The organism is Rhizobiaceae bacterium (assembly GCA_023953845.1).
In the GTDB taxonomy this organism is placed as follows: domain Bacteria; phylum Pseudomonadota; class Alphaproteobacteria; order Rhizobiales; family Rhizobiaceae; genus Arvimicrobium.
Genome location: JAMLJC010000001.1, coordinates 485,116 through 510,942, shown reverse-complemented (window position 1 = coordinate 510,942; position 25,827 = coordinate 485,116). Strand labels below are relative to the sequence as shown.

Genomic DNA, 25,827 nt, shown 5'->3' with positions numbered 1-25,827 from the left:
GGCGGCGGCGCGAAGCCGCCACCCGCGTGACCGTTGTTCAGGCGTCGGCGGCAGCGGCGCGACCGGGACCGGCGAAAGCCGATGCCGCCCCGATGACCAGCACGACGGCCATCACCGCCAGAAGGCCGGCCTGGTCGGCCGACGGCTTCAGCACCATATCGGCGACCACCAGCAGCATGATCGTATAGTCGAGACGCGCCATGTTCAGGATGCGCCGTCCCTCGGCCATCGCGGCGGGCGTCACGCCGTCCTTGGCGATCATCGCGTTCATGCGGTCCGCCGTCGGCTTGAAAACGGTCATGCCGATGAGCGCGCTCGCCGCGAAGCCTATCAGGCCGAGCACGATCCAGAGGTCCGTGAAGCCGACCCAGAACCAGCACATGACGAGGCCGAACAACAGCGTGAGCATCGACATCGGCATGAAGAGCCGGTTGCCGAGATCGCCGATCATACGCATGATCTGCAGCGTGCCCGCCATGTCGCCCGCCCGATCGGCACGCGCCGCCGCCAGCATCAGCGCGAAGCCGCCGCCGACCCAGACGACGGCGCAGGCGATGTGCGCCAGCTTGACGAGTGTGAACCAATCCATTCCATTCTCCTCCAGCGTTTCCGCTGCGTTGCCTTCGAGGGGCGGGCGTTTATCACCGGGCCTGTTTCGGGACTGTGTCGCGCGGGGGCGCCGATTGTTTCGAGGAGGGCGAGGCCGTACAGAACGGGCGGGACGCTCCGATCTGTTTCACATTTTTCATAAGAATCTTGGTTAGCGTTAACCTCTCATTAAGCTTTACGGGTGTTTACTATGGGCATCCAGTGATCTGGATTCTTACCGAGTGGTGGAGCCACTCTGTTTGACGCCTCCCTGTTAACTCCTGAGAGCCGCCCAAACCGCGGCTCTTTTTTTGCCCGCACGCTACCCGCCGCGATTTACCGGTGGACAAGCGCCGGCGTTAACCTTCCGTTAAACATAAGCTTGCCTTCGTCATGGGAGCGGCGCATCTTGCCGGGCGCAATCCTTTTGGGGTGCGCCGACGCCGGGCGAAGCGGAAATGGCGGTCGGCACGAGGGGTGAGGTTGGTGTATGAGTGAGCTCCATGCGGAAGCCGGCAAGACCGTAAAGCTGGCGGAGCGGCGTATATTCTCGGAATCGTTCAAGCCCCTCTACAATGAGGGCATGGGCTTGGTCGAACAGACGGCGACCTATCTCGACGGGCCAGGCCGGGCGGAAGCCAAGAAGCTGTCGCGCGTCGCCGCCACCCTTTACGCGGCCGAATCCATGCGGCTGACCACACGCCTCATGCAACTCGCTTCCTGGCTGCTGCTCCAGCGGGCCGCGAATTCGGGCGAGATGACCCGCGATCAGGTCGCTTCGGAAAAGGTCAAGGTGCGCCTCGACACGGCCTCGGCCAGCGAGGACGTGGCGGGCTGGAGCGAATTGCCGGAAGAATTCCGCGATCTGGTCAAGCGCTCGCTGAGGCTGCAGGCCCGCGTGCGGCGCATGGACGAGGAGATCTACGGCGCCGGGAAAGTCACGCAGCTTCACACGGCGCGCCACGGCAACCCCGTCAACGAACAGATACGCCTCCTCAACACCGCTTTCGCCCGCGGCTGACACGGGCCGGCATATGGCCGGATCGCGCGCACGTCGATAGTGTCGCGCGATGGCAGACGCGATTCGCATCATCGGCATCGATCCGGGCCTCCGCCGCACCGGCTGGGGCGTGGTGGAGACGCTCGGCAATTCGCTTCGCTTCATTGATGCCGGCACGCTGAAATCCGACGACAAGGCGGAACTGGCGACCCGGCTCTGCCAGCTCCATGACGGGCTTGTCGCGGTGATCGAACGTTTCATGCCCCACGAAGCAGCCGTCGAGCAGACCTTCGTCAACAAGGACGCGGTGGCGACGCTGAAGCTCGGGCAGGCGCGCGGCATCGCCATGCTGGTGCCGGCGCGGGCCGGGCTCCCGGTCGGCGAATATGCGCCCAACGCGGTCAAGAAGGCAGTGATCGGCGTCGGCCATGGCGAGAAGCAGCAGATCCACATGATGGTAAAGGTGCTGATGCCGAGGGCCGTCTTCGACAGCGAGCACGCGGCCGACGCGTTGGCCATCGCCATCTGCCATGCGCACCATCGCCAGAGCGCGGCGCGGCTGGCGCGCGCTGTGTAGTTTTCCCGGATGTTCTTGACTTGTTCCCATCGGGGAACTACCGCTGACAAAAGAGGCGGCGCGGTTCTGCATGGGAGCGCGAGAACTGTTCCGCCGCAGACTTCTCTACTTCGGGCGCATCGATGATCGGCAAGCTGAAGGGCGTGGTGGACGAGATCGGCGAGGACTTTTGCGTCGTCGACGTCCACGGCGTGGGCTACGTCGCCTACTGCTCGGCGCGCACGCTCGCCAATCTGCCGGGCGAAGGCGTCGCCGTCACGCTGTTCATCGAAACCTATGTCCGCGAGGACATGATCCGGCTCTACGGCTTCCAGACGGCGCTGGAGCGGGAGTGGTTCCGGCTGCTGCAGAACAATGTTCAGGGCGTTGGCGCCAAGGTGGCGCTGGCGGTGCTGTCGACGCTGACGCCCGCCGACCTCGCCAACGCCATCGCGTTGCGCGACATCGCCACGGTCTCCCGCGCGCCGGGCGTCGGCAAGAAGGTCGCCGAGCGTATCGTCACGGAACTCAAGAACAAGGCGCCGGCCTTCGCCGGCGAGGCGGCCGGCGCCATAGGCCTCAAGCAGGAGATCGGCGAGGGCGTCGCGCCCGCGCCGGTGGCGGATGCGGTCTCGGCCCTCACCAATCTCGGCTACTCGCGCGACATAGCTGCAAACGCGGTGGCGGCGGCGTTGAAATCGGCCGGGGACGGTGCGGATTCGGCGAAGCTGATACGGCTGGGCCTGAAGGAACTGGCGCGGTGAGGGGATGGATTCCTTGATTAATCCGAACTCCTTACTTATGATTGGATGCAAGGAGATGCTGCCATGGAAATGATAGCTACCAGCAAAATTACCGCGAAGGGGCAGACCACCGTGCCCATCGAAGTGCGCGAATATCTCAAGTTGAAGCCGGGCGATCGCCTTCGCTATGTGCGCAATAATGGAATTATTGAACTGCGCGCCAAGACCGGGCGTGCCGTGGATTTGGCGGGTATGTTCTACGATCCGGAACGTAAGCCGCTGTCCGTGGAGGATATGGAGATCGGAATGGCGCAGGCGATCGCAGATCACACTTCAACAAGAAGATGATCGGCCTCGATACGAATATCCTGCTGCGTCTTGTCCTTCAGGACGATCCCGAAGAGAGCCCAAAGGCGCGCGCGCTGATCGAATCCCTTGATGTCGATAATCCCGGTTTCATCAACACGTTGGTGTTGGCGGAATTTGTGTGGACGCTTCGTGGGCGTATCGGGTTGACGAGGGAAAGGACAACTGCGGCAGTTTCCGGTCTGCTCAATTCGGCCGATATTGTTTTTGAGCAGGAGGAGTTGGTCGAGCATGCGCTCGACGTCGCCGTGCAATCGAAAGCGGATTTCGCGGATCTTATGATCGCGATCAGAAACGAAGCGGCTGGATGCACCAAGACGATGTCTTTCGACCGATCCGCCTGCAAGAAGATCGCCTCGATGGAATTGCTGTCGTGACCACCGCACCCCGCCTCATCTCGTCGGAAAAACGCGGCGAGGATGTCGACCAGACGCTGCGGCCGCAGTCGCTTGCCGAATTCGTCGGGCAGCAGGCGGCGCGGGCCAATCTCAAGGTGTTCATCGAGGCGGCGAAAGGGCGTGGCGAGGCGCTGGATCATGTGTTGTTCGTGGGGCCGCCCGGTCTCGGCAAGACGACGCTGGCGCAGATCATGGCCAAGGAGTTAGGCTCGAACTTCCGCTCGACCTCCGGCCCGGTGATCGCCAAGGCGGGCGATCTGGCGGCGCTGCTCACCAATCTCGAAGACCGCGACGTGCTGTTCATCGACGAGATCCACCGTCTCAACCCGGCGGTGGAGGAAATCCTCTACCCGGCGATGGAGGATTTCCAGCTCGACCTGATCATCGGCGAGGGGCCGGCGGCGCGCTCGGTCAAGATCGACCTGGCGCGCTTCACGCTGGTGGCGGCGACGACGCGGCTCGGCCTGCTCACCAATCCGCTGCGCGACCGTTTCGGCATCCCGGTGCGGCTCAACTTCTACACGGTCGAGGAACTGGAGCAGATCGTCAGGCGCGGCGCGCGCATCCTCAGCATGCCGCTTGGCGACGACGGCGCGACGGAGATCGCACGGCGGGCGCGCGGCACGCCACGCATCGCGGGGCGGCTGCTCAGGCGGGTGCGCGATTTCGCGGCCGTGGCCGGGGCCGAGCATGTGACGCGCAAGATCGCCGACGAGGCGCTGTCGCGGCTGGAGGTGGACGCGCTCGGCCTCGACCAGCTTGACCGGCGCTACCTCACCATGATCGCGCATAATTTCGGCGGCGGGCCGGTCGGGATCGAGACGATCTCCGCGGGCCTGTCGGAGCCGCGCGACGCCATCGAGGACATCATCGAGCCCTATCTGATCCAGCAGGGTTTCATCCAGCGCACGCCGCGCGGGCGGGTGCTTACGGCGAATGCATGGAAACATCTCGGGCTGGATGCGCCGAAGGATCTGGCACAACAGCAGATCAATCTGTTCCAGGAGGATTGAGGCGGTCCCGATGCCCAGAACCTGCGAGGGCCGCGAGCGCTATCTGATCCGTTTTGCGGCTCCGGATGGGCCGTAACGCCCGATGTCGTCGATCAAGACGAGCGACGTGCGTCCGTCGTCATCGTCTTCCTTGCCCAGGTCCTTGCGGAGGGCGGCTTCGAGCTTGTCGCCGGCGCCGCCGCCGGGGTCTTCCATGGCCTCGACCATGTCCAGCATCGTCACGCCGAGTTTGGTCAGGCCCAGCTTGACCTCTATGATCTTGATGGTGGCGGGGTCGAGTTGGGACATCTTCTCCCGCACCGCGCGGCCGAATGACCGCATGTCGTTGAAGTCGTCCATCTTCAGGCCGAATTCCTTTCCGACGCGCTCCATCAGCCGGATCTTCTGGCGGGTCACGTCGGAGTTGTTAACGCTGAAGAGGCCGCTCTGCCCGCGCGTCGTGCGCGACAACGTGTCGGGGCGCAGACCGGCGGTGCCGCCAAGCACGGCAAAGCTCGCCGCGCCGCTTTTCGCGGCGAGGCGGGGAACGCGGGAGACCAGCGAGACGGCGGTCAGGAGCGATGTGTTCATCGCCCCAAATCTAGCAAATGCCGGTTAACGCGATCCTTCCAGACCGCGCACCATGTCGATGACGTCCGGCTCAGCCGGCCGGTTGTCGAATTCCTCGACGACGCCGAAGGCGCCGCCATAGGACCAGATCGACCACGAAAAACCATGCTTTTCGGCGAGCCCGATCATGTCGCGGACATAGGCGGCGCGCCATTCGGGTTTCATCACGAACGGGTTGCCGTATTCCTGGCGGATCATGCCGAACTCGCCGAGAAAGATGTTCTCGGGCGCGATGCCGTGTTCTTGCGCCCATGCGGTGACGGTCCCGAACGGCTTCTCCATCGTCGCTGTCAGCTTTTCCGGCGTGTCGATCTCGGCGAACTGCTCGCCGAGATAGGCGATGAGGCCGTCGCGGCGCAGCAGCGGCGCCTCGTCGCGCATCTTCTCCCGTATGCGCCCGAGAATGGCGTCCATCTCCTCCTTCGCGATGCTGGCCGGCGGATAGGGAATGCCGGTGACGTAGGGGATGAAGTCACCGGCCCATGTCGCGCCCTGATGGGTGAGCAGGAAGGGCTCGTAGGAATGGAACGTCCAGATGAGATTGTCGTCCGGGAATTCCGACGGATCGATGCGGCTGAGGCCCGTGGCCGAACTCCAGCAACTACCTTGAAGCACCAGCGTCAGCCGGGTCGCGGAAGCGCGGGCGGCGGCGAAGAGACGCTTCAGCCTGTCGGGCCATGCGCGGTCGCCCGGGGCGCAATCCGCGGTCGGTTCGTTGATGAGTTCGAGCGCGACGCGGGCCGGGTCCTGACCGGCGAGGAGACGCGCCATGCGGCGCACGGTCTCGACATAGCGGTCGAAGACGGCTTCGTCGTCCATGAGCTTGCCGGTGCTCATGGAACGGTCGTTACCCCAGGGCAGGGTGTGCATGTCCACGACCACCTTCAGACCGGCCGCGTCGACCGTCTTCACGGCTTCCAGCACGCCGGCGAAAAGCTCGTCGCGCAACGCGGCGGCTTCCGCCGACATCAGCGGCGCGGGGTCGACCGGCATGCGCACGAAGTCGAAACCCGCGTCCTTCAGGGCTTTTAGCTGTGCGCTGTCCATCGAGCGCCGCCATTCCGGAAAGGGCAGGATCACGGACGGATCGCCCCATCTGTCCTCGCCCGGCCAGGTGATCCAGTTGTCGAGATTGATGCCGCGCTTCATCGAGAAGGTCGCGGCGGCGGCCGGCTGCGCGACAAGGACCGCAAGCAGGAAAAGGGCCAGCAGATTCTTGATCGTCGCGGTCAATAGTGCCATCCGGTTGGTCTCCGGCTCCGGAATGTCACTGTCAGCCGCGCGGACAAAAGGAAAGCGACATGACCGATCATGGTGAATCCGACCGGCTGCTTTCGGGCATTTCGGGCGAACTGACCGCGTTCGGCCATCGCATCATGGCGCGCGTCTACTATGCCGACACCGATTTCTCCGGCGTCGTCTACCATGCGCGCTATCTCGAATTCTTCGAGCGGGGGCGGTCGGACTTCCTGCGCCTGGCGGGCGTGCACCATACCGAGCTCGCCGACGGCAAGCATGGCGAGAAGCTGGTATGGGTGGTGCGGCGCATGGAAATCGACTTCCGCTCGCCGGCCCGGATCGACGACATTCTTACTGTCGACACACGCACCGAGGAGATTTCCGGCGCGCGCATCGTCATGGCGCAACAGCTCAGGCGTGGCGAGGACGTGCTGGTGGAGGCGCGGGTCGAAGCCGCGATCGTCGCCGAAAACGGGCGTCCCCGCCGTTTCCCAAAGGAATGGATCGCGGCCTTCATGCCGCGAAAGTGAATGGCCGGCCTCGCCAGACCGGGTTGCACGGGGCGGCAACACGCTGCGGGGCACGATTCCTAACCCATCCTTAACCATAACAGTCCATGAACGAGGTCATGCAAATTGGACCGGATCGCGGACGCCTTCGTTTCACCAAATTTCGCCCCGAAAAGGCCGCGATACGCGCTTTTCGGGGACATGTCTGGTGTTGTCGGGGCTCCGGCGACGGAAAGCGCATGCGTGGGCCGGCCGACCGGCCCACCGATGTTTAGGGACGCACTCCATGGAAACAACCGCACTCGCCGAACCGGGCGTGCAATTGTCGATCTGGCACCTGTTCTGGCAGGCGGGCTGGGTCGTCAAGCTGGTCATGATCGGGCTGCTCTTCGCCTCGGTCTGGACCTGGGCCATCATCGTCGACAAGATCATCGCCTATCAGCGCATGCGCGCGTCGCTCAATCGCTTCGAGCAGGTGTTCTGGTCGGGTCAATCGCTGGAAGAGCTTTACCGTACCCTTGCCGATCGGGCGACCAGCGGCATGGGCTCGATCTTCGTCGCCGCCATGCGCGAGTGGAAGAAGAGCTTCGAGAAGGGCGCGAAATCGCCGCTCGGGCTGCAGACGCGCATCGACAAGGCGATGGACCTCGCGCTGACGCGCGAGATGGAAAGGCTCGAGGGCCGGCTCGGTTTCCTCGCCACCATCGGCTCCGCGGGTCCGTTCATCGGCCTTTTCGGCACGGTCATCGGCATCATGACCTCGTTCCAGGCGATCGCCGGGTCGAAGAACACCAGCCTCGCGGTCGTGGCGCCGGGCATCGCGGAGGCGCTGCTGGCCACCGCCATCGGCCTGCTCGCGGCCATCCCGGCGGTCATCGCCTACAACAAGCTGTCATCGGACGCCGGCAAGCTGGCGGTGCGCATGGAGGGGTTCGCGGACGAGTTCTCCGCCATACTGTCGCGCCAAATCGATGAGAAAGTCGCGCAGAAGGTTTGATCGATGGGCATGTCGGTTAGTGCAGGCGGCTCAGGCCGCGGTGGGCGCGGCCACAGGCGGCGCGGACGGCATCACGGCCTGATGTCGGAGATCAACGTGACGCCGTTCGTCGACGTCATGCTGGTCCTGCTCATCATCTTCATGGTGGCTGCGCCGCTGCTCACCGTCGGCGTGCCGATCGAGCTGCCGGAGACACAGGCGAACGCCATGAACGCCGATACGCAGCCGATCACCGTATCGATCAACCGCGACGGCCAGATCCATCTGCAGGAGACGGAAGTGGTGATCGACGAGGTGGTGCCGAAGCTGCAGGCAATCGCCAAGACGGGCTACGAGGAGCGCATCTTCGTGCGCGGCGACAAGGATGCCGACTACGGCACGGTGATGAAGGTCATGGCGCGGGTGTCCGCCGCCGGCTTCAAGAACCTCGGCCTCGTCACCCTCCAGGAACAGAGCACCCAGTGACGCGTCGATGAAAGCCGGTTTCACGACATCGGTGGTGATGCACGCAGTGATCCTGGGCTTCGGCCTGGTGTCACTGGGTGCGCCCGATCCGCTGCCTCCGGCGCCGGAGTCGCTGCCGGTCTCGATCATTCCGATCGAGGATCTGGCGCAGCACGACCAGGGCGATGAGAAGGCCCCGGTGAAGGAGAAGTCCGCGCCGCTGCCGACGAAGCGGCCCGACGTCCTGGCGGACGTGCAGAAGGTGGGTGAGAACTCCGTCGACACGGAGGCGCCGGTGACGCCGGAGGCGAAACCTCGCCCCGTCGAGGCCGCCAACGCGCCCGCGCCGCAGCCGAAGCCTGTCGAGAAGCCGCTGAAGCAGGACACGCCCAAGCCGCCGGAGGAGCCGAAGCCGGTGCCCGCCACCGAGGCCGCGCCGACGCCGGCGCCGCGTCAGGAGGTGAAGCCCGAACCGGTGAAGGAAGAACCGAAGCCGGAGCCGGTGAAGCAGCCCGAGCCGAAGCCTGCCCCGGAGCCGGTGCAGAAGACTGCGGCGATCGATCCCAGCCCCAAGCCTGACGCCGTTGCCGAGGCCATCGAGGCCCAGCCGCCGGCGGAACAGAGCGTCGACCTGCCGACGTCTGCGCCCGCGCCCGAGGCGCGCCCGCGCCCGGCCGAGGCGCAGACCGCCAAGGCGCCCGAGCGCAAGGCGGCCGAGAAGCCGGTTTCGGAAGCGAGTTCCAAGCCGAAATCCGACAGTACCGAGGAATCGGTGGAGGACAAGGTCGCCGAGTTGCTCAACAAGCAAAAGCCCTCGGGCGGCGGCGCCAAGCGCTCCACCGAAACCGCCGCGCTGGGCGGCAAGAAGAAGACCGGCGAGAAGCTGACCAACAGCGAGATGGGCGCGCTGTCCGATCAACTGAGCGGCTGCTGGTCGATCCCGGCAGGCGCGGAAGGCGGCGAGCTGCGCGTTTCGGTGAAGTTCCAGCTCAACGCGCAGGGCAAGCTCGACGGACGTCCGCAGATAGAATCTTCGAGCGGCAACCGTCCCTTCGACGAAAGCGCTGTCCGCGCCGTCCAGAAATGCGACCGCGACGGGCTGATCCTGCCCGCCGGCAAGGAAGACATCTGGGCCGAAGTGGTTGTCAATTTCGATCCCACCGAGATGGGGATGTGACGCCGTCCGGCCGCTGCACACAAGGAATTGCGATGAAGAACTTTGTCAGGACCATCCTGCTGCTCGGCGCGGTGATCAGCGGTTTCAGCACCGCGATCACGCCGCCCGCCCACGCTTTGGTCGAGATCGACGTGAACAAGGGTAATGTCGAGCCGTTGCCGATCGCCATCACGGATTTCATCTCGTCCGGCGGCATCGGCACGGAAATCTCCGATATCGTGGCGGCGGACCTCAAGCGCTCGGGCCTGTTCGCGCCGATCGACAAGGGCGCCTTCATCGAGAAGATCACCAACAGCGATCAGGCCCCGCGCTTCGAGGACTGGAAGGTCATCAATGCGCAGGCTCTGGTGGTGGGCCGGGTCAGCCAGGAGGGCGACGGCCGTCTGCGCGCCGAATTCCGCCTCTGGGACACGTTTGGCGGCCAGCAGATGATCGGCGAGCAGTTCTTCGCCAATCCGCAGCATTCGCGCCGCATCGCCCACCAGATCGCCGACGCCATCTACGAGCGGCTGACCGGCGAGAAGGGCTATTTCGACACGCGCATCGTCTTCGTCGACGAATCCGGCCCGAAGAACGACCGCAAGAAGCGGCTGGCCATCATGGATCAGGACGGCGCCAACACGCGCTACCTGTCCGACGGCCGCTCCATCGTGCTGACGCCGCGCTTCTCGCCGACGCGTCAGGAAATCACCTACATGTCCTACGAGAGCGGCGAGCCGCAGGTCTACCTGCTGCAGATCGAGACCGGCCAGCGCGAACTCGTCGGCAAGTTTCCCGGCATGACCTTTGCCCCGCGCTTCTCGCCGGACGGGCAGAAGGTGATCATGAGCCTGCTGCGCGACGATGGCAATTCCAACATCTTCGCCATGGATCTGAGAAGCCGTAACACGACGCGGCTGACCAACGAGAGCGCCATCGACACCTCGCCCTCCTATTCGCCGGACGGCAGCCGCGTGGTCTTCACCTCCGACCGGGGCGGCCAACCGCAAATCTACGTGATGGGCGCTGACGGCTCGGGCCAGACCCGCATCTCCTTCGGCGGCGGTTCCTATTCGACGCCGGTATGGTCGCCGCGCGGCGACCTCATCGCCTTCACAAAGCAGACGGGCGGGGAATTCCAGATCGGCGTGATGAAGACGGACGGGTCGGGCGAGCGCATCCTCTCGTCGGGCTTCGCGCAGGAAGGGCCGACCTGGGCGCCGAACGGCCGCGTGCTGATGTTCTTCACCCAGGGTGCAGGCGCGGGCGGACCGAAACTCAAGACTATCGACCTGACCGGCCGCAACGAGCAGTCGATTCCCTCCAAGAACTTCGCTTCCGACCCGGCGTGGTCGCCGCTGCTCGAATGAGGGCAAATGCGCGCACCCCGCGATGAAAATGGCGGAAATGCCGCGTTTGCGCCGCATTTCCGCCTAGGGGTGTTCAAACGAATCCGGCCGGGGACGGGTGGCCGGAAACCAATGCTTAACCATGTTTCTTGAGCCGCGGTTAACCGCAACGTGGTTACTCATTGCTCAACGAAACCATTAAAATGCGAAGGAGAGCGGGGATGCGCCGCATCGCAAAATTTGCCTCTAACCCCATAGTCGTGGCGCTGGTGGTCGGCCTGACCGTTGCCGGCTGCGCCTCCAAGAAGACCCCGAACAACGCCGCCGATCTCGGTCTCGGCGGCGCCGGCGCGGCGACGCCCGGCTCCGCGCAGGACTTCACCGTCAATGTCGGCGACCGCATCTTCTTCGATACGGACTCGTCCGCGATCCGCGCCGACGCGCAGTCGACGCTTTCCAAGCAGGCGCAGTGGCTGAACAAATACGGCCAGTACCGCATCACCATCGAAGGCCACGCCGACGAGCGCGGCACGCGCGAATACAATATCGCGCTCGGCGCCCGGCGCGCCGCCGCCACGCGCGACTTCCTGATCGGACAGGGCGTGGCCGGCAACCGCATGAAGACCATTTCCTACGGCAAGGAGCGCCCGGTCGCGGTCTGCGACGACATCTCCTGCTGGTCGCAGAACCGTCGCGCGGTCACCGTGCTCAACGGCGCCGGAAGCTGATCGCCATCACATTCGTCTCGCTGGCGGCGGTCTTCGGGCCGCCGTTTTGCGTTTTGGGGCCATGGCGACGGTAGAAACAAAATTTGGCCGAAGTCTCGCGGCCTGTTATTCGTGACTTGGCGCGCTCCGTCGGGCGTTTCAGCGCGCCGCAATCCATTCACGCAACCCTGGCAGTGAGACACGAATGCATTTTCGATCAATCCTGAGCGGCACGCTCGCCGTGCTGCTTGTTTCCGGCTCGGTGACGATCGCCGCTCCCGGCGACGCAACCGATTCCATGCCGCCCCAGCAGTCCGGCATCTTCGGCATCTTCCAGAAGAAGACGGACGAGGTGCGGGTGGCGCAGGCGAGCGACCCGCGGCTGATCCAGCTCGAGGAGCAGGTGCGGGCGCTGAACGGCAAGATCGAGGAGCTGAACTTCCAGATCCTGCAGATGCAGGAGCAGATGCGGAAGATTCAGGAGGACAACGAGTTCCGCCTGCAAGAACTCGAGAAGAAGGCCGGCGGCGGCTCCGCGAACCAGAACGTCGCCGAAAAGGCCAAAGACAACAAGGAGCCGGCGGCGACCGCCGGCTCCGACACGGCGCTGGCCGAGAACCATCCCGCGCCGACGCAGCAGGAGACGACAGCGGCCACCGGAAACACGGAGGCCAAGGGCCAGCCGCCGCGTGATTTCGGCACGATCACCGTCGACAAGGACGGCAACGTGGTCTCCTCGACCGTCGAACCGCCCGTCGACCTTCTGCCCGAAAAGACGGCTCCCGCCACCGGCGGTGCGGAGGTCGCGGCGCTGCCGGCGACGAACGATCCCGAGGAACTCTATCGCAACTCCTACCAGTACGTCCTGTCCGGAGACTACGCGAATGCCGAGGCCGGATTCCGCGATCATCTCAAGCGCTTCCCGTCCGACAGCAAGGCGGCGGATTCTAACTACTGGCTGGGCGAATCGCTGCTCGGCCAGCAGAAATACCGCGAGGCGGCGGAAGTGTTTTTGGCCGGCAGCAAGCAGTTTCCGAAAGCCAAGAAGGCTCCGGACATGCTGCTCAAGCTCGGTGTGTCGCTTGTCGGCATGAACCAGAAGGACGTCGCCTGCGCCACCTTCGGCGAAGTGACAAAGCGCTACCCCAACGTCTCCGATGCGCTGAAGCAGCGCGTCAAGCAGGAACAGGCGCTCGCGGCGTGCTGAGCGGCAGGCCCGATCCGGATTCCCTTTTCTCTCCCTTCGATCTGACGCGCCGCGAGGCGGTCATCGCCGCCGTGTCGGGCGGCAGCGACTCGCTCGCCATGCTGCTGTTGCTGCAGCGCTGGCTGGAGCGCCGGGCCTCGCCGACAAGACTGGTCGCCGTGACGGTCGATCACCGCCTGCGCGACAGTTCCGCCGCCGAGGCGCGAGAGGTCCATGATTTTTGCGCCGCGCGCGGCATCCCCCATCACATAACGACGTGGGCAGGCGAAAAGCCGCGTAGCGGCGTTTCCGAAGCCGCGCGGCTGGCACGCTACGGACTGCTGGCCGGCGCGGCCGAGGCCGAAGGCGGTGACATCGTCGTTACCGGACATACGGCCGACGACCAGGCCGAAACGGTCGCGATGCGCCAGGCGCGCGGCGATGGCCGGGGGCTCGCAGGCATGGCGCCCGCAACGCTGTTCGACGGGCGCGTCTGGATCGTCCGGCCGCTGCTGGCGACCGGACGCGCCGAGCTGCGGCGCTTTCTGTGCGCGGAACGGATCGCATGGATCGAGGACCCCGCCAATCTCGACCGGAAATACGAGCGGCCCCGGATACGGGCGGCGCTGACGGATGCCGGGGAGGGCGATTACGGGCGGGATGCGTTGCTGGCCCGGGCCGCCGAGGCAGGCCGCGGGCGCGAGCATATCGCGGAGGCTGCCGCGCGGCTCGTTTCGCGCCATGCCGAACGTCCGGTCAGGGGGCTTGTGCGATTGAGGGCAGACTTTTTCGGCGAAGCAGAGGCGGCGGCCGTGCCGGCCTTCCGCGCGCTTTTGGCTGTCTGCGGAGGCGCGCCACAGTTTCCCGATGCGGGAAGGGCGTTGAACCTCTTCCGGGACATGCGGGAAGGGTGCGTGAGACGCGCGACACTTTCGCGCACGGTCGCAGACCGGCGCCGCAACGGCGTGTTTCTCTATCGCGAGAAGCGAGGGCTGCCGACGGAAGAGCCCGTTCCCGGCACGATCTGGGACGGACGCTACCGGATCGCGGATGTCGGCGACGGAGAAGGTTCGGTGGCGCTTTTTCCCGTTTCGCCACCCCGGCGGGTTCCGGAGCCTACCGTCCCGGGACCACAAACCGTGCCAGCGGCGATCCTCAAGGCTGTCCGTGCCGCCGAACCCCCTGAAGCGGCTTTCGACGCCGTTCCCGTCCTCGCGCCATGGCGGCTCTTCCTGCCGTCCTTCGATCTCGCTCTTGCACGGGCCGTGGCTGCGCTAGCCGGCGCGGCAGAAATTCCCGAACCGCCATTTGCCGGCCACAATAGGGAAGAAGCTTAACCGCCGCATGGTCTAATGCTTGGCAAGGGCAGGGGCCCTGCCTATGTTAGGCATAACCAAACCTTGAGCACGGGCGCGGCCGGGCGCGTCCACGGGACAATCGATGAATCCGAACTACCGCAATCTGGCGCTCTGGGCGATCATAGCCGTCCTGCTGATCGCCCTGTTCAACCTGTTCCAGACGCCGCAGCAGCGGGGCGCCTCGCGAGAGATCGCCTATTCGGAGTTCCTCACCGAACTCAACGCCGGCCGCATCAAGTCCGTAACCATAGCTGGCGACCGCATAACCGGCACCTATGCCGACAATGCGAGCGGCTTCCAGACTTATTCGCCGGGAGATTCCACGCTCGTTTCGCGTCTCGAACAGAAGAACGTGACGATCAACGCGCGGCCCGAGACGGATGGTTCCAACACCCTATTCGGCTACCTGCTGTCGTGGCTGCCGATGATCCTCATCCTCGGCGTGTGGATTTTCTTCATGCGCCAGATGCAGTCCGGCTCCGGCCGCGCCATGGGCTTCGGCAAGTCGAAGGCCAAGCTTTTGACGGAAGCGCATGGCCGCGTCACCTTCCAGGACGTGGCGGGCGTCGACGAGGCCAAGGAAGACCTCGAGGAGATCGTGGAATTCCTTCGCGATCCGCAGAAATTCCAGCGGCTGGGCGGCAAGATCCCGCGCGGCGTGCTGCTCGTCGGCCCTCCCGGCACCGGCAAGACGCTGATCGCGCGCGCCGTCGCGGGTGAAGCCAACGTGCCCTTCTTCACCATCTCCGGCTCGGACTTCGTCGAGATGTTCGTCGGCGTCGGCGCAAGCCGCGTCCGCGACATGTTCGACCAGGCGAAGAAGAACGCGCCCTGCATCATCTTCATCGACGAGATCGACGCGGTCGGCCGCCATCGCGGCGCCGGCCTCGGCGGCGGCAATGACGAGCGCGAGCAGACGCTGAACCAGCTTCTGGTCGAAATGGACGGTTTCGAGCCGAACGAGTCGATCATCCTGATCGCGGCGACCAACCGCCCCGACGTGCTCGACCCTGCGCTGCTCAGGCCCGGCCGCTTCGACCGTCAGGTCGTGGTGCCGAACCCCGACATCATCGGCCGCGAGAAGATCCTGAAGGTGCATGTCCGCAACGTGCCTCTCGCGCCGAATGTCGACCTCAAGGTCATCGCGCGCGGCACGCCCGGCTTTTCCGGCGCGGACCTGATGAACCTCGTCAACGAGGCGGCGCTGATGGCGGCGCGGCGCAACAAGCGCCTCGTTACCATGGCCGAGTTCGAGGACGCCAAGGACAAGGTGATGATGGGCGCGGAGCGCCGCTCCACCGCCATGACGCAGGCGGAGAAGGAACTCACCGCCTATCACGAGTCCGGCCACGCCATCCTTGCGCTCAACGTGCCGACGGCCGACCCGCTGCACAAGGCGACCATCATCCCGCGCGGCCGCGCGCTCGGCATGGTCATGCAGTTGCCGGAAGGCGACCGCTACTCGATGAGCTACAAATACATGATCTCGCGCCTCGCCATCATGATGGGCGGCCGCGTCGCCGAGGAGTTCAAGTTCGGCAAGGAGAACATCACCTCCGGCGCGTCGTCCGACATCGAGCAGGCGACGAAGCTGGCGCGGGCCATGGTGACGCGCTGGGGCTTCTCCGACAAGCTCGGCCACGTCGCCTATGGCGAGAACCAGGAAGAGGTCTTCCTCGGCCATTCGGTGGCGCGCACGCAGAACGTCTCGGAAGAGACCGCGCAGATCATCGACGCCGAGGTGCGCCGCCTGATCGACGAGGCCTACAACACGGCGAAGACGATCCTGACCAAGAAGAAGAAGGACTGGATCGCCCTTGCCGAAGGGCTGCTCGAATACGAGACGCTTTCGGGCGAGGAGATCAAGCAGCTTCTGGCCGGCAACAAGCCGTCGCGCGACATGGGCGACGACACGCCGCCGTCACGCGGTTCGGCCGTGCCGAAGGCCGGCGCGACCGGCGGCCGCCGCAAGAAGAGCGGCGGCGAACCCGAAGGTGGCATGGAGCCGCAGCCGCAAGGCTGATTCGCTTCCCTATAACTCAAGGAGACGCCGGGCTGATGCCCGGCGTTTTTTTGCCGGCAAGCTTCGGAGGTCTTTGTCCGGACACTAAACACGCCAAAAATGCACGATTCCCTAAGCATTCGTAATAAATACTCACACAAAGTGATGCCAGTCGCAGTGTTCGATATGGCATATGCGCAAGCTGAGAATCGGTGGGACAGCATTCATGTCGAAGCGCTACTTCGGAACGGACGGCATCCGCGGCCAGGCCAATAAATTCCCGATGACGGCGGAAGTCGCCATGAAGGTGGGCATGGCGGCCGGCATGTCGTTCCAGCGCGGCAAGCACAGGCACCGCGTGGTGCTGGGCAAGGACACGCGGCTTTCCGGCTACATGATCGAGAACGCCATGGTGGCGGGCTTCTGCGCTGCGGGCATGGATGTGTTCCTGCTCGGCCCGATCCCGACCCCGGCGGTCGCCATGCTGGCGCGCTCGCTGCGCGCCGATCTCGGCGTCATGATCTCCGCCTCGCACAATCCTTATTACGACAACGGCATCAAGCTGTTCGGCCCCGACGGCTACAAGCTCTCCGACGAGATCGAGGCGCGCATCGAGGCTATGCTCGACGAGGAGATCGACATCAAGCTGGCGGATACGGATTCGCTCGGCCGGGCCAAGCGCGTCGACGGCGTGCATGACCGCTATATCGAGTTCGCCAAGCGCACCCTGCCGCGCTCCATGTCGCTGTCTGGCCTGCGCATCGTCGTCGATTGCGCCAACGGCGCCGGCTACAAGGTTGCGCCGCTGGCGCTCTGGGAGCTCGGCGCGGACGTGGTGACCATCAACAACGAGCCGAACGGCTTCAACATCAATCAGGAGTGCGGGTCGACGCATCCCGAAAGCCTGCAGAAGAAGGTGCACGAGGTGCGGGCCGACATCGGCATCGCGCTGGATGGCGACGCCGACCGCATGGTGATCGTGGACGAGAACGGCAATCTGGTCGACGGCGACCAGATCATGGCGATGATCGCCGAGGCCTGGAACCAGAGCGGCCGCCTGGCCGGCGGCGGCATCGTCGCGACGGTGATGTCCAACCTTGGCCTCGAGCGCTTCCTCGGCGACATGGGGCTCTCGCTGCAGCGCACCAAGGTCGGCGACCGCTACGTCGTCGAGCACATGCGCGCGCACGGCTTCAATGTCGGCGGCGAACAGTCCGGCCACATCGTGCTTTCCGATTTCTCGACGACCGGCGACGGCCTCGTCTCCGCGCTGCAGGTGCTTGCCTGCATCAAGCGCTCGAACAAGCCGGTGAGCGAGGTTGCCAAGAAGTTCGAGCCGGTGCCGCAGGTGTTGAAGAACATACGCTTCTCGGGCGGCAAGCCGCTGGAGAATCCGCTGGTCAAGACGGCTATCGAGGACGCGCGATCGCGTCTGGGCTCCTCGGGGCGTCTCGTTATCCGGCCGTCGGGCACAGAACCGCTGATCCGCGTCATGGCCGAGGCGGACGATCCGGCGCTGGTGGAGGCGGTCGTCGACGAAATCGTCGGCGTGATCGCGGAGCTGAAATCAGCCGCATAGCGACCTCCCACAACATCCCGTCCAGTCCGAAGCCCGCCCCGCGCGGGCTTCTTCTTTTCGCGCGTTTCTAAAGATTCGTGGTTAAGGCTTAGGGTTAAGCGGCCTTTAACCTTTGCATTTCATTATCCATGCCGAAGAGCAACCAGTCCCGCCGGCCGGCGGGAACTGCAGAGGGTCACGTCATGTCGAAATTCGCCTCGCGGCTTCTGATGGCCGCCCTGTTCGCGGGGGTGGCCGCGCCGGCATTTTCCGCGGATATCGTGGAGCCGATCCCTTATGAGCCGGCACCGGTGGTCGAGGCGCCCGCCTACAACGGCTGGTATATTCGCGGCGATGTCGGCTACCGGTGGTCCGATCTGCGCGGCATCGACTACATCACCTATGGCGGCTGCGGCTTCGGCTGCATTCCGGGCGAGAAATCGTTCGACAAGACCGATCTGAAGGGCGCCATGTCGTTCGGCGGCGGCGTCGGCTATCAGGTCACGAAGTATTTCCGCACCGACCTGACCGGCGACTACTTCTTCGATTCCGACTTCAAGGGCCAGACCTCGGACGCCTTCTCGGTGTCGGTAGACCGCTCATCCTATTCCGCATTCATGCTGCTGGCCAACGCTTATGCCGATCTCGGCACCTATAGCGGCTTCACCCCCTATGTCGGTTTCGGTATCGGTGGCGCGCATGTGAAGTGGGACGATCTGCGCAACACGATCGAACCCAACATCGACAACTACCACAAGGGCGCGAGCGGCTGGCGCTTCGCCTATGCGCTCATGGCGGGCGGTTCCTACTGCCTCACCGACAGGCTGACCCTGGACGGCGGCTATCGCTACAGCCACATCGAGGGCGGGCGGATGTTCGAGGAATATTCCTCCGCCGGCGTGTCGCTGGGCGCCGGTCCGGGCTTCGACAAGGGCTTCAATATCCACGAAGTGCGGGCGGGCCTGCGCTACAATTTCGGCGGCAACCAGAACTGCGCGCAACCGGTGGCGTACGAGCCGCCGGCCGATGTGCCGGTCTACAAGTAAGCCGTCCGTCTCCCGATCAGCCGCCCGGTCCAAAGCCGGGCGGTTTTCTTTTGCGCCGGCGCCCATGCTCAAGAAACATCGCTAACCATCCGTTATCCTTAACTGCGACTTAACCACTATGGTTAACAATGGCCGGAATGGCGGTCATGCTTCTGGCGCCGCTTCCGGGGAGTTGGTGAGATGAAGTTCGCAAGGCGCATCGTATTCTCGCTGCTGGCAACCGCAGCGGTTCCGTTTCATGTCGCGATCGCGGCGGACTACGAGCCACCCATCGTCATCGACGAGGCGCCGGAGGTGGTCCCGGTCGAGGTCGGGTCGGGATGGTATCTGCGCGGCGATCTCAGCTACAACGTCAACAAGAGCGTCTATGACGTGGACATCGGCCTGCCGGGCGTCGAGGGCGAGCACACGCGCTTCGGTTTCGGTGGCGGCGTCGGCTACCACTTCACCGACTATTTCCGCAGCGACATCAACCTGGCCTATGTCTCCTATGATGATTATACGTTCGCATCGCCGTTCGGCGACGTGAAGTTCAGAAACACGGACTGGACCGCGCTCGCGAACGTCTATCTCGATCTCGGAACGGTTGCCGGCTTCACGCCTTATGTCGGCGTCGGCGCGGGTGCGCTGGTCTCGAATACCAGGCTCGATGTCGGCGCGCCGGGATTCGGCCTCGTCGACAACCAGACGAACTTCGCCTACTCGGCCAATGCGGGCATCGCCTATCGCCTCAGGAACAACGTTTCCGTCGATGTCGGCTATCAGTATCTCAGCTCGCCGGATGCGCAGTATCTGGATTATGAAACCATGACGGTCAAAGACGGTGTCGACTACCATCAGGTCAGGGTCGGCCTGCGCTACGACCTCTGGTGACGGTTCGAGGGAAGGGACGGCGACAGGGCGGGCTTCGGTCCGCCTTTTCGTTTGCGCGCCGGCGGCCCGAGATGAAGACGGAAAGCCGCGGGGCGCTATAAAGCGTGTCGCATCGAAGCGGAATCAGGCGACACGCTTCAAGTTCTTGTTTTTTCGCATGTCGTTGTCCCGAAACGATTCCCGCTTTCGGGCAACATGCTATAGCGCGCCGCAGAGAAGCGGCGGCAGGTGCAGATAGCGCGCGGCCTTGCGCTTGGCCGCGATGTCGGTCCACACCCTCTCCACCTGCTCCTCGCTCAGGCCGCACGCATGTGCGACCTCGCGTACGGGCAGCGCGTGGTCGAGACCGTGGAGGCAAAGGTCCATTTTGTCGTAGGGCAGCGCGAAGTAGAACTCCTCCTGCGTCTGCGGCAGGGAGTAGGTGTCGGTGGTCGGCGGTCGCCGGCGCACTTCCTCCGGCACGCCGAGACGTTCGGCGAGCTGATAGACCTGCGACTTGTAAAGATGGGCGATGGGCTTGATGTCGGCCGCACCGTCGCCGTTCTTGACGAAGAAACCCTGATCGTATTCGAGCCGGTTCGGCGTGCCGACGACGGCGTAGTTCAGGCGGTCGGCGTGGTAATATTCCAGTTGCTTGCGCGTGCGCTGCTTCATGTTGGTGGCCGCGACGATGCCCTGATAGACGGGCGCGGGCAGGCGATGCTTGCGCGTTTCGCCATCCGGGTCGCGCACGACCAGCGAGGAGACATTGTAGCCGCCTGTGACCAGCGGGCCGTCGATGACGATCTTGGAGCTCCATCCCGCGCCATAGGCCGGCTCGACCTGCCGGATGAAGCCGTCGCGGCGCTCGTAGCAGCCCATTGCGGCGAGCGCGGGCGCGATGTCCTCCACCACGCTCTCAAGGCCGAACGTCTCCGCGACCAGCCGGCCGAGGCGCAGGCTCTCAGGATCGGAATCGCTTTCCGGCATGAACAGGCAGAAGACGTTCTTCGGCCCCACGGCGCGCGCCGCCAGCCCGGCGCAGACGCTGGAATCGATGCCGCCCGACAGGCCGAGAACGAGACCGCGCCGGCGCAGCGAAACGCGAAGCTGCTCGCGCAGCCATGCCGCCATGCGCTCGATCTCGGCATCCGCGTCGATGGCGAGCGTCTCGGCCGAAAAGCGGGTTGGATGATCCTGCAACGGGTTCTGCTCCTGTTCAGGCGACGAGGCGGCGGGCGACCTTGCCGCTTGCCGTCCTCGGCAGTTCGGCGCGGAACTCGACAGAGCGCGGCACCATCACATCCGGCAGGCGGGCGGCGCAGTGGCGCATCACCTCGCGCTCCGTCAAGGCGGGAGAGTTGCGCACGACGACGGCGTGCAGGAGATGGCCCGCGACCGGGTCCGGACGGCCGATCACGACCGCCTCGGCAATGCCGGGGCAATCGTGGAGAACCGCCTCCACCTGTTTCGGCGCGACCTTTTCGCCGCGCACCTTCAGCATGTCGTCGCGCCGGCCGACGAAGGTGAGGAATCCGTCGTCGTCGGCGCGGAAGAGATCGCCAGTGTGCAGCCATGTCCCGCCGAGCTGCGGGTTCTCGCGCAGCGCGATGCGGGTCGCGGCCTCGTCCTGCCAGTAGCCGCGCATGAGATGGGGACCTTGCACCAGAAGTTCGCCCGTCTCGCCTTCCGGCACCGGCCGGCCGGCCTCGTCGACGATCGCAACCTTCGTGCCCGGCATCGCCTTTCCGACCGATCCGGGCCGCTGCCCGATCTCCTCCGGCGGCAGATAGGCGGCGCGGGCGCATTCGGTCATTCCGTACATGGAATAGAGGCGCACGCCGGGGAAAAGCCTTTGCAGGCCCTCGACATGGGCGGGCGGCAGCGGCGCGGCGGCGTTGGTGACATAGCGCAGCGACGGCAGCGCGCCGGGCCGCAGATCCTTCATGGAAAGCACGAGCGAGGCCATGGTCGGCACCAGCGGCAGGCCCGTGACGCGCTCTATGCGCGCCGTTTCAAGAACGGCGGCGGGAAAGGCGAAATTCTTCTCCAGCACCAGCGTCGCGCCGACGCGGACAGCGACCAGAAGCTGGTAGAGGCCGTAGGTGAAGGAAATCGGCAGGGCGCTCAGCACCACATCGCCGGCGGTGTTTCCGAGATAGGAGGCGATGGCGGCGGACGCGAAATCCATGCCGGCATGGCTCATCATCACGCCCTTGGGCCAGCCGGTCGATCCGGACGTGTAGATGAGCATCGCCAGATCGTCGCCGGAGTCTGTCTGCGGCAACAGGGTGCCCGGCGCGGCGAGGCAGGCCTCGAAGCTCTCGATGACGCCGCCCGGCGGAATCGCGGCGCCGGACGCGATGATGATCGGCGTTTCCGCCAGGTCGGCAAGAGCTGCGCCGCACATGGCGACATGACGCGCCTGCGTCAGGATCACGCGCGGCCGGCAGCTTTCGATGACGAAGCGAAGGCCGTCCGCCTTCTGGGCGGGATTGACCGGGCAGAACACGGCGCCGGCCTTGAGCGCGCCGAAGATGGCGACCGCCGCCTCCCACACATTGTCCATCAGGACGATCACGCGGTCCCCGCGCCGGACCTCGCGTGCGACGAGATTCCGGGCCAGCGCATCCGACATGGCGTCGAGTTCGCCATAGGTAAGGCGCGCACCATCGACCACGATCGCGGTTTTCGCCGGATCGGTCGCGGCACTACCTGCCAGAAGATCCTCGACGCGCATGGCTTTGCTATCCGGCCAGCCGAGTTCCGTCGGCCCGCTTGTGCCCGACATAGGCGGCGATGCGGCCGATCGTGTCGAGATTGGCCGGAACGATCTCGGCGTCAGCGACGGCGATACCGAAGCGCTGTTCCAGAAAAGAAACCAGTTCGAGAATGCCGGTCGAATCGACCAGATCGTTGTCGATCAGCGACATATCGGGGTCGAGCGGCTGGCTGTCGTCGCCGAACAGGAAGTTCTCGACGATGAAGGCCCGGATTTCGCTCTGGACAGATTGGGACATGGTTGAGCCTTTCTTGAACGCGGTGGTCAGGCCGCCGGCTGGGCGCGCATGCGCGTTGCTCCGGCGGCGAATTCCCGCACCCAGAGCTGCGTGGAGAGGATGCCGGCGAAGGCGGCGTTGTCGCGGAACCCGGCAAGCGGCGCACGCCGGGATTTTGCCAGAAGGCGCGCGGCGGCTACGGGATTGAACAGGCCGGCCGCTCCGACGCTCGCCGGGGACAGGAGATCGTCGACATAGGCGGCGGCTTGGTCGCGGAAGGCGGCGCTGTCCGGCGCGCGATAGGGCTGCTTCGGCCGTCCCCTGATTTCACCGGGAAGAAGGCCTTCGACCGCCTCCCGCAATATGTGTTTTTCGCGCAAGCCGCGCAGCTTCAGGCCGGGCGCGATGCGCGCCGCGCATTCGATCAGCCGATGGTCGAGAAAGGGAAAACGCGTCTCGACGCAGTGCGCCATGGCCACGCGGTCTCCCTGGCTCGACAGGATGTAGCCGGGCAGGAGGTGGCTGGTTTCCAGATACTGCGCCTGATGCTGCGGGTGCCATCTCGTGAAGGCGGACGGCAGGCAGGCGGCGAACTCCTCCGCCGCGTCGTAGCCGCGCAGGGCGGCCCGCAGATCGTCGGAGTAGAAAAGTTTTGCACCGGCGGTCGTCTGCATGCGCGGGCGGTGGGAAAAGAGCGGATCGGCCGGATCGTCCGTCCCGACGCCGAAGAAAGCAGCGAGGTATTGCGGCGTCTGCTGTTGCAGGCCGGGCAGATAGGGGTAGATGCGCCGGAAAAGATGTGGCCGGATGGCGGAGGACGGCTGGCGCGCGCAGAAGCGGCGTATGCGGGCTTCCTTGAAAAGGTCGTAGCCGGCAAAAATCTCGTCGGCGCCTTCGCCCGTCAAGACAACCTTCAGCCCCGTTTCGCGCACCAGCCCGGCCAACCGGTAGAGAGGCGCGGGCGCGGTGCGCAGGATCGGCTGCTCGGCATGGCGCACGACGTCCGGGAAGACGGCGGCTATGCCGTCCGCGCCGCAGCGGATTGTGTGGTGCTCGGTGCCGAGCGCTGCGGCCATCGCGGCCTGCCAGTCGCTCTCGTCGAATTCCGGATCGTCGAAGGCGACGGCGAAGGTGCGCAGACGGCCGGGAGCCAGCCGCGCGGCGAGTGCGGAGACCGCCGAGGAATCCAGTCCTCCCGACAGGAAGGAGCCGACCTCGACATCGGCGCGCAGGCGAATGCGCGTCGCGTCTTCCAGAAGGGCGAGCACTTCCTCGGCGATCGCGGCTTCGGAACGCCCGTCGGCTCGCTCATCGGCATCCGGGAAGTCGAGCGACCAGTATCGCCGGGAACGCGCCTCGCCATTCTCGATCATCATGATATGCGCGGGCGGCAGTTCGGAAACGCCCCTGATTATGGTGCGGGGCGAAACCGGCGCCCACAGCGTGAAGATCTGGTCGAGAGCCAGCGGGTCGATTTCCGCGTCGATGCCCGGCACCTGCAACAGCGCCTTCATTTCGGAGGCGAAATAGAACGTGTTGCCCCGCCATGCGTGGAACAGCGGACGCACGCCCATGCGGTCGCGCGCCAGCACGAGGCATCGCCTGCGCTCGTCCCAGATGGCGAGGGCGAAATCGCCGTTGAGATGCGTGACGAAATCCGTGCCGAACTCCTCGTAGAGCTGGAGCACGACTTCCGTGTCTGATGTCGAGCGGAAACGCCGGCCGCGCGCCTCCAGCATGTCGCGCAGCTCGACGTGGTTGAAGATCTCGCCATTATAGGTGATGCAGAGCGCACCGTCCGCGCTCGCCATCGGCTGGGCGGCCCCGGCGGACAGGTCAATCACAGAAAGGCGGCGGTGGCCGAACCCCATGCCGACGCCGACATGCACGCCTTCGCCGTCAGGCCCCCGATGGGCGAGCGCGCCGCACATGCGGCGCAGCAGCGCCGCCGCCCCGGCAGCGCGCACCTCCGTCCCGACATAACCGACGATGCCGCACATCGCGCTCAAACCCTCCCGGCCGTGGGCTCGTCGAAACGGTCGCCGATCAGCCGCGACCAGGACTCTCCCGCAAAACCGTTGAAGAAGGCTTTGCCCGCGATGAATGGCTCCAGAAGAGAAGCGTCGCGGGCGTGGACGATGCTGGACGAGGCGTGCAGGAAAACGAAACGGCGGCCGAGCATGGCTTCGAGCAGGGCAGGAAGGGTGCGGCCACGCAGCGCCACCATGCCGCGTTCGGCGGCGTGGACGAGCATGCTGTCCAGCACCGCGCCGGCGCAGCCGGGCTGGAAAAGCACCTGCCCTACGCGGCCGATGCGGCCCGGCTCGCCATAGTAGACAAAGAGGCCGAGAGGCCGCCCGTCGCGACCTGTCACCTTGCGGCGGACCATCGCGCCGTAATTCGCCTTGCGGCGGGATTCCGCGACCATGCGGGCGAGGCTTTCCGGACGCCAGAGCGGCCTGGCCGCGAAAGGTTGAGCCAGCGCCTGAAGCAGTTCGACGGTCTCGCTGTCGTCCATGTCGGCGCTGGCGGGCGTTCCGGCAGGAGCATCTGTCCCGAGATGCGACCAGCCCGGTTCGCGGCGGCGCATGAGGGCATCGACGGGACGCACCAGCGGCTTCAGGATGCGGAATGGCTTGAAGGCGGCGGCTGCCATCTCGGCGACGAAGCCGGCCGGCCGGATGACGCGCAGCCATTCGAGGCTGTGGTCGGGCAATACGGTGCCGCCGAGCTTCCGCCACATGGCGGTGGAGATGTCGTTGGCGGTCTCGGTCAGCGAGATGTCCTGCGGGCCGGCGAGGAAGGCGCGCATCAGGCGCGCGCCGGCGAACGGGTCCTCCGCATGGTTTTCCACCATCAGCGAGCCGCAAAGCGCGCCGCGCACGGTATGTCTCCCGACAGACATCGGTAGCGGCAGGTTGCCGATGAAGCCGTTGACGCCGCCGTCGTCGCGCAGATGCACGTGAGACGTGATTCCCGGATCGTGATCAGGCCCTTTGAGGAACAGGCTTCCGAGATAGGCTTCGAGCGCCGGGGTGGCCGGTTCGTGCGTCTTGCGCAGGATGGTCTGGAACAGCCGCGCTACGGACGGAAGGTCGTCCTCCCTCAGGGCTCTGACAATGCTCACGGGCTGATGCCCCATTTCATCGGTC

The 25,827-nt window shown here is 65.2% G+C and carries 26 protein-coding genes; 18 read left to right on the top strand and 8 right to left on the bottom strand.

The window, feature by feature from the left end:
• Window positions 1–37: 37 nt before the first annotated feature.
• Window positions 38–589 (bottom strand): DUF2269 family protein, encoded by a 552-nt coding sequence (locus tag M9955_02565; protein MCO5080523.1) that lies wholly within the window; start codon window positions 587–589, stop codon window positions 38–40.
• Window positions 590–1,078: 489 nt separating this feature from the next.
• On the opposite strand from M9955_02565, the gene M9955_02560 reads away from it, so the two are divergent.
• The 6 genes from M9955_02560 to ruvB all read left to right on the top strand — a co-directional run bounded on the left by M9955_02560 (window position 1,079) and on the right by ruvB (window position 4,664).
• Entirely contained in the window at window positions 1,079–1,609 is a 531-nt protein-coding gene (locus M9955_02560; protein ID MCO5080522.1) for a DUF1465 family protein, read from the top strand.
• Between the two features lie 49 nt (window positions 1,610–1,658).
• Complete coding sequence (gene ruvC / locus M9955_02555) at window positions 1,659–2,165, top strand: crossover junction endodeoxyribonuclease RuvC (protein ID MCO5080521.1); 507 nt, start codon at window positions 1,659–1,661, stop codon at window positions 2,163–2,165.
• A gap of 122 nt (window positions 2,166–2,287) precedes the next feature.
• On the top strand, window positions 2,288–2,908 hold the full coding sequence (gene ruvA / locus M9955_02550) for a Holliday junction branch migration protein RuvA (GenBank protein MCO5080520.1): 621 nt from the start codon (window positions 2,288–2,290) through the stop codon (window positions 2,906–2,908).
• 63 nt (window positions 2,909–2,971) lie between these two features.
• Window positions 2,972–3,235: a type II toxin-antitoxin system PrlF family antitoxin gene (locus M9955_02545; protein MCO5080519.1), complete on the top strand. Its 264-nt coding sequence runs from the start codon at window positions 2,972–2,974 to the stop codon at window positions 3,233–3,235.
• Window positions 3,232–3,630 (top strand): type II toxin-antitoxin system VapC family toxin, encoded by a 399-nt coding sequence (locus M9955_02540; GenBank protein ID MCO5080518.1) that lies wholly within the window; start codon window positions 3,232–3,234, stop codon window positions 3,628–3,630. The genes M9955_02545 and M9955_02540 overlap by 4 nt, the downstream gene beginning before the upstream one ends.
• The gene (gene ruvB, locus M9955_02535; GenBank protein MCO5080517.1) at window positions 3,627–4,664 is read left to right on the top strand and encodes a Holliday junction branch migration DNA helicase RuvB; all 1,038 of its coding nucleotides are present in this window, start codon (window positions 3,627–3,629) and stop codon (window positions 4,662–4,664) included. The genes M9955_02540 and ruvB overlap by 4 nt, the downstream gene beginning before the upstream one ends.
• A gap of 39 nt (window positions 4,665–4,703) precedes the next feature.
• Here the strand turns inward: ruvB and M9955_02530 are convergent, their stop codons facing one another.
• Together M9955_02530 and M9955_02525 are read right to left on the bottom strand one after the other, a co-directional pair.
• On the bottom strand, window positions 4,704–5,234 hold the full coding sequence (locus M9955_02530) for a hypothetical protein (protein MCO5080516.1): 531 nt from the start codon (window positions 5,232–5,234) through the stop codon (window positions 4,704–4,706).
• Between the two features lie 24 nt (window positions 5,235–5,258).
• A complete protein-coding gene (locus tag M9955_02525; protein MCO5080515.1) occupies window positions 5,259–6,515 on the bottom strand; it encodes a glycoside hydrolase family 5 protein in 1,257 nt (418 codons plus the stop codon).
• Between the two features lie 59 nt (window positions 6,516–6,574).
• On the opposite strand from M9955_02525, the gene ybgC reads away from it, so the two are divergent.
• From ybgC to M9955_02465, 12 genes are all read left to right on the top strand, one after another.
• Window positions 6,575–7,042, top strand: a complete 468-nt coding sequence (ybgC, locus tag M9955_02520; GenBank protein ID MCO5080514.1) for a tol-pal system-associated acyl-CoA thioesterase — start codon at window positions 6,575–6,577, stop codon at window positions 7,040–7,042.
• A 265-nt stretch (window positions 7,043–7,307) separates the two neighbouring features.
• Complete coding sequence (tolQ, locus tag M9955_02515; protein MCO5080513.1) at window positions 7,308–8,018, top strand: protein TolQ; 711 nt, start codon at window positions 7,308–7,310, stop codon at window positions 8,016–8,018.
• Between the two features lie 3 nt (window positions 8,019–8,021).
• On the top strand, window positions 8,022–8,483 hold the full coding sequence (tolR, locus tag M9955_02510) for a protein TolR (GenBank protein MCO5080512.1): 462 nt from the start codon (window positions 8,022–8,024) through the stop codon (window positions 8,481–8,483).
• A gap of 7 nt (window positions 8,484–8,490) precedes the next feature.
• Window positions 8,491–9,639 (top strand): TonB family protein, encoded by a 1,149-nt coding sequence (locus tag M9955_02505; protein MCO5080511.1) that lies wholly within the window; start codon window positions 8,491–8,493, stop codon window positions 9,637–9,639.
• Window positions 9,640–9,671: 32 nt separating this feature from the next.
• Window positions 9,672–10,988, top strand: a complete 1,317-nt coding sequence (gene tolB, locus M9955_02500) for a Tol-Pal system beta propeller repeat protein TolB (GenBank protein ID MCO5080510.1) — start codon at window positions 9,672–9,674, stop codon at window positions 10,986–10,988.
• A gap of 200 nt (window positions 10,989–11,188) precedes the next feature.
• Window positions 11,189–11,695, top strand: a complete 507-nt coding sequence (gene pal, locus M9955_02495; protein ID MCO5080509.1) for a peptidoglycan-associated lipoprotein Pal — start codon at window positions 11,189–11,191, stop codon at window positions 11,693–11,695.
• A 184-nt stretch (window positions 11,696–11,879) separates the two neighbouring features.
• Entirely contained in the window at window positions 11,880–12,881 is a 1,002-nt protein-coding gene (gene ybgF / locus M9955_02490; GenBank protein MCO5080508.1) for a tol-pal system protein YbgF, read from the top strand.
• Complete coding sequence (gene tilS / locus M9955_02485; protein MCO5080507.1) at window positions 12,875–14,197, top strand: tRNA lysidine(34) synthetase TilS; 1,323 nt, start codon at window positions 12,875–12,877, stop codon at window positions 14,195–14,197. The genes ybgF and tilS overlap by 7 nt, the downstream gene beginning before the upstream one ends.
• A 103-nt stretch (window positions 14,198–14,300) precedes the next feature.
• Entirely contained in the window at window positions 14,301–16,241 is a 1,941-nt protein-coding gene (gene ftsH / locus M9955_02480) for an ATP-dependent zinc metalloprotease FtsH (GenBank protein ID MCO5080506.1), read from the top strand.
• 205 nt (window positions 16,242–16,446) lie between these two features.
• Entirely contained in the window at window positions 16,447–17,799 is a 1,353-nt protein-coding gene (gene glmM / locus M9955_02475; protein ID MCO5080505.1) for a phosphoglucosamine mutase, read from the top strand.
• Window positions 17,800–17,981: 182 nt separating this feature from the next.
• On the top strand, window positions 17,982–18,824 hold the full coding sequence (locus M9955_02470; GenBank protein ID MCO5080504.1) for a porin family protein: 843 nt from the start codon (window positions 17,982–17,984) through the stop codon (window positions 18,822–18,824).
• 180 nt (window positions 18,825–19,004) lie between these two features.
• Entirely contained in the window at window positions 19,005–19,697 is a 693-nt protein-coding gene (locus M9955_02465) for an outer membrane beta-barrel protein (protein MCO5080503.1), read from the top strand.
• A 198-nt stretch (window positions 19,698–19,895) separates the two neighbouring features.
• Here M9955_02465 and nadE read toward each other — a convergent pair whose 3' ends face one another.
• From nadE to M9955_02440, 5 genes are read right to left on the bottom strand one after another with little or no spacing between them, the layout of a single operon-like run.
• Window positions 19,896–20,879: an NAD(+) synthase gene (nadE, locus tag M9955_02460; protein MCO5080502.1), complete on the bottom strand. Its 984-nt coding sequence runs from the start codon at window positions 20,877–20,879 to the stop codon at window positions 19,896–19,898.
• A 16-nt stretch (window positions 20,880–20,895) separates the two neighbouring features.
• Window positions 20,896–22,416 carry an acyl--CoA ligase gene (locus M9955_02455; GenBank protein ID MCO5080501.1) on the bottom strand — a complete coding sequence of 507 codons (1,521 nt, stop codon included), beginning with the start codon at window positions 22,414–22,416 and terminating at the stop codon, window positions 20,896–20,898.
• 7 nt (window positions 22,417–22,423) lie between these two features.
• Complete coding sequence (locus M9955_02450) at window positions 22,424–22,696, bottom strand: acyl carrier protein (protein ID MCO5080500.1); 273 nt, start codon at window positions 22,694–22,696, stop codon at window positions 22,424–22,426.
• A gap of 26 nt (window positions 22,697–22,722) precedes the next feature.
• Entirely contained in the window at window positions 22,723–24,675 is a 1,953-nt protein-coding gene (gene asnB / locus M9955_02445) for an asparagine synthase (glutamine-hydrolyzing) (protein MCO5080499.1), read from the bottom strand.
• Window positions 24,676–24,680: 5 nt separating this feature from the next.
• The gene (locus tag M9955_02440; protein ID MCO5080498.1) at window positions 24,681–25,802 is read right to left on the bottom strand and encodes a hypothetical protein; all 1,122 of its coding nucleotides are present in this window, start codon (window positions 25,800–25,802) and stop codon (window positions 24,681–24,683) included.
• Window positions 25,803–25,827 lie beyond the last annotated feature (25 nt).

What these genes read in the sequence shown, in the direction of transcription:
- M9955_02565 (MCO5080523.1), bottom strand. Translation starts at nt 589, where the DNA reads ATGGATTGGTTCACACTCGTCAAGCTGGCGCACATCGCCTGCGCCGTC.
- M9955_02560 (MCO5080522.1), top strand. Translation starts at nt 1,079, where the DNA reads ATGAGTGAGCTCCATGCGGAAGCCGGCAAGACCGTAAAGCTGGCGGAG.
- ruvC (MCO5080521.1), top strand. Translation starts at nt 1,659, where the DNA reads ATGGCAGACGCGATTCGCATCATCGGCATCGATCCGGGCCTCCGCCGC.
- ruvA (MCO5080520.1), top strand. Translation starts at nt 2,288, where the DNA reads ATGATCGGCAAGCTGAAGGGCGTGGTGGACGAGATCGGCGAGGACTTT.
- M9955_02545 (MCO5080519.1), top strand. Translation starts at nt 2,972, where the DNA reads ATGGAAATGATAGCTACCAGCAAAATTACCGCGAAGGGGCAGACCACC.
- M9955_02540 (MCO5080518.1), top strand. Translation starts at nt 3,232, where the DNA reads ATGATCGGCCTCGATACGAATATCCTGCTGCGTCTTGTCCTTCAGGAC.
- M9955_02530 (MCO5080516.1), bottom strand. Translation starts at nt 5,234, where the DNA reads ATGAACACATCGCTCCTGACCGCCGTCTCGCTGGTCTCCCGCGTTCCC.
- M9955_02525 (MCO5080515.1), bottom strand. Translation starts at nt 6,515, where the DNA reads ATGGCACTATTGACCGCGACGATCAAGAATCTGCTGGCCCTTTTCCTG.
- ybgC (MCO5080514.1), top strand. Translation starts at nt 6,575, where the DNA reads ATGACCGATCATGGTGAATCCGACCGGCTGCTTTCGGGCATTTCGGGC.
- tolQ (MCO5080513.1), top strand. Translation starts at nt 7,308, where the DNA reads ATGGAAACAACCGCACTCGCCGAACCGGGCGTGCAATTGTCGATCTGG.
- tolR (MCO5080512.1), top strand. Translation starts at nt 8,022, where the DNA reads ATGGGCATGTCGGTTAGTGCAGGCGGCTCAGGCCGCGGTGGGCGCGGC.
- M9955_02505 (MCO5080511.1), top strand. Translation starts at nt 8,491, where the DNA reads ATGAAAGCCGGTTTCACGACATCGGTGGTGATGCACGCAGTGATCCTG.
- tolB (MCO5080510.1), top strand. Translation starts at nt 9,672, where the DNA reads ATGAAGAACTTTGTCAGGACCATCCTGCTGCTCGGCGCGGTGATCAGC.
- pal (MCO5080509.1), top strand. Translation starts at nt 11,189, where the DNA reads ATGCGCCGCATCGCAAAATTTGCCTCTAACCCCATAGTCGTGGCGCTG.
- ybgF (MCO5080508.1), top strand. Translation starts at nt 11,880, where the DNA reads ATGCATTTTCGATCAATCCTGAGCGGCACGCTCGCCGTGCTGCTTGTT.
- ftsH (MCO5080506.1), top strand. Translation starts at nt 14,301, where the DNA reads ATGAATCCGAACTACCGCAATCTGGCGCTCTGGGCGATCATAGCCGTC.
- glmM (MCO5080505.1), top strand. Translation starts at nt 16,447, where the DNA reads ATGTCGAAGCGCTACTTCGGAACGGACGGCATCCGCGGCCAGGCCAAT.
- M9955_02470 (MCO5080504.1), top strand. Translation starts at nt 17,982, where the DNA reads ATGTCGAAATTCGCCTCGCGGCTTCTGATGGCCGCCCTGTTCGCGGGG.
- M9955_02465 (MCO5080503.1), top strand. Translation starts at nt 19,005, where the DNA reads ATGAAGTTCGCAAGGCGCATCGTATTCTCGCTGCTGGCAACCGCAGCG.
- M9955_02455 (MCO5080501.1), bottom strand. Translation starts at nt 22,416, where the DNA reads ATGCGCGTCGAGGATCTTCTGGCAGGTAGTGCCGCGACCGATCCGGCG.
- M9955_02450 (MCO5080500.1), bottom strand. Translation starts at nt 22,696, where the DNA reads ATGTCCCAATCTGTCCAGAGCGAAATCCGGGCCTTCATCGTCGAGAAC.
- asnB (MCO5080499.1), bottom strand. Translation starts at nt 24,675, where the DNA reads ATGTGCGGCATCGTCGGTTATGTCGGGACGGAGGTGCGCGCTGCCGGG.